Genomic DNA, 1,415 nt, shown 5'->3' with positions numbered 1-1,415 from the left:
GGTAATGGAAGTTATTATGTAAGAGGACACTTATTAAACGAGCATATGCATGGTGAAGGTATTTTAATAAACTTAACGCCTTTGTCACAACAAGGAAATAAAAACCATTTGCGTGTAGCAGAGGAACCTATAAAAATTGCGGTTTTGGGAGGAGCCATTGTTGAATACACTTTACTTGTAAAATATGGTCAGTCTATTCCAGAAGTAAGTGATACTGAATTAGAGCAAGCAGGTTTTGAAAGTGATGAAGATAAAGAAAAAGTTCGAAAAATCCGAAAGGCAGAGCAACATGTACCAAAAGGGTTAACATTAAGATCTAATTATCTTAAAAAAGAGGGTGATAAATATGTAAAAGATAAATTATTGGTAGTTAATAATTCGATATTAAACCCTGTAGATTTTGATATTAAAAGCTATCAAATTAATAAGGTTAAAAAAGAAAAAGTTAGTATATTGCATTCGTCTGTGGAAGATATGGAAAAGCAGACAGGTATTGCTATTGAATATTTAGAACGAATTAAAGAAGCCGTTTTAAAGATAAAAGGAAGAATAACTGTAAACAACATTAAAATGGAATTGTCTAAAACAGAAAAAGATGAAAGGATGCTAACTAGATTAAATAGAACGGTTGATCAATTGAAAAATATGAATAATGTAACCTTAACTACTGAAATAAAATAATATGAATTATACATTTTTTTTTGATGACGACTTATTCGATTTATTATCAGAGGCAAAAGAAGATAAAAAGATTAAAAACTTTGAATCTTGGAACAACTCTTCATTAAAAGTTAAATTGGAAGATTTGAACAGATTAGACATTGTTCATAATGGAATAAAAAAATATTATGAAAAAAGAAGCGACGGTTATGAATTAGAGTGGTATTCTGACAAAAAAAAAGCTATTGGTGGCAAGATGAAATTGGCAGAGACCAAATATTTATTCTCGGAAGAAAATTATTTATTGTATGATGAGGAAGATGAAGAAGATCTTAAATATTTTCGCCCTTTAGATTATCCAACGCCAGAGACTTATGTGGGATTTATAATAAAACCAGATGTTATATACAATTCGCTTTACTATATGAGTGTAAGTAATTATGAATTAAACAATTTAGACTTGGATTATGAAGGCTATACTCAAATGGCGGTTGAAGCACGTGTATTCAATCATTGGCAACGAGTTTTATTACATTATATGAACGGAGAAGGTATTGGTTCTGTGGAAACAGAAACCTTTAAAACAGAAATGCCAAAAATATTCCCGGATTGGACATGGGAAAATTTTATTGCTAAGTTTGAGAGTCTTAGGCTTTCTAATAAAAAATAAATAAAATTTTTAAGAATTTTAAAGCGGAGCTTCTAATCAGGAGTTCCGTTTTTTTATTAAAATAATTAGGATTTTATGATAAGGT

The 1,415-nt window shown here is 29.5% G+C and carries 2 protein-coding genes; both read left to right on the top strand.

Annotated elements, in window-relative coordinates:
- A partial coding sequence (locus tag CHA01nite_RS20680; protein WP_170234794.1) for a hypothetical protein occupies positions 1-681 on the top strand: 681 nt, incomplete at its 5' end.
- Between the two features lies 1 nt (position 682).
- Positions 683-1,330, top strand: a complete 648-nt coding sequence (locus CHA01nite_RS20300) for a hypothetical protein (RefSeq protein ID WP_146944803.1) — start codon at positions 683-685, stop codon at positions 1,328-1,330.
- The last annotated feature ends 85 nt before the right edge of the window (positions 1,331-1,415 follow it).

This window comes from Chryseobacterium hagamense (genome assembly GCF_007991455.1).
Classification (GTDB): Bacteria; Bacteroidota; Bacteroidia; order Flavobacteriales; family Weeksellaceae; genus Chryseobacterium; species Chryseobacterium hagamense.
Note: the sequence above shows the minus strand (reverse complement) of the source record. Positions and strands in the feature narration are given on the sequence as shown.

Excerpts from the sequence above, each read along its gene's own strand:
- CHA01nite_RS20300 (WP_146944803.1), top strand. The coding sequence starts at position 683 with ATGAATTATACATTTTTTTTTGATGACGACTTATTCGATTTATTATCA.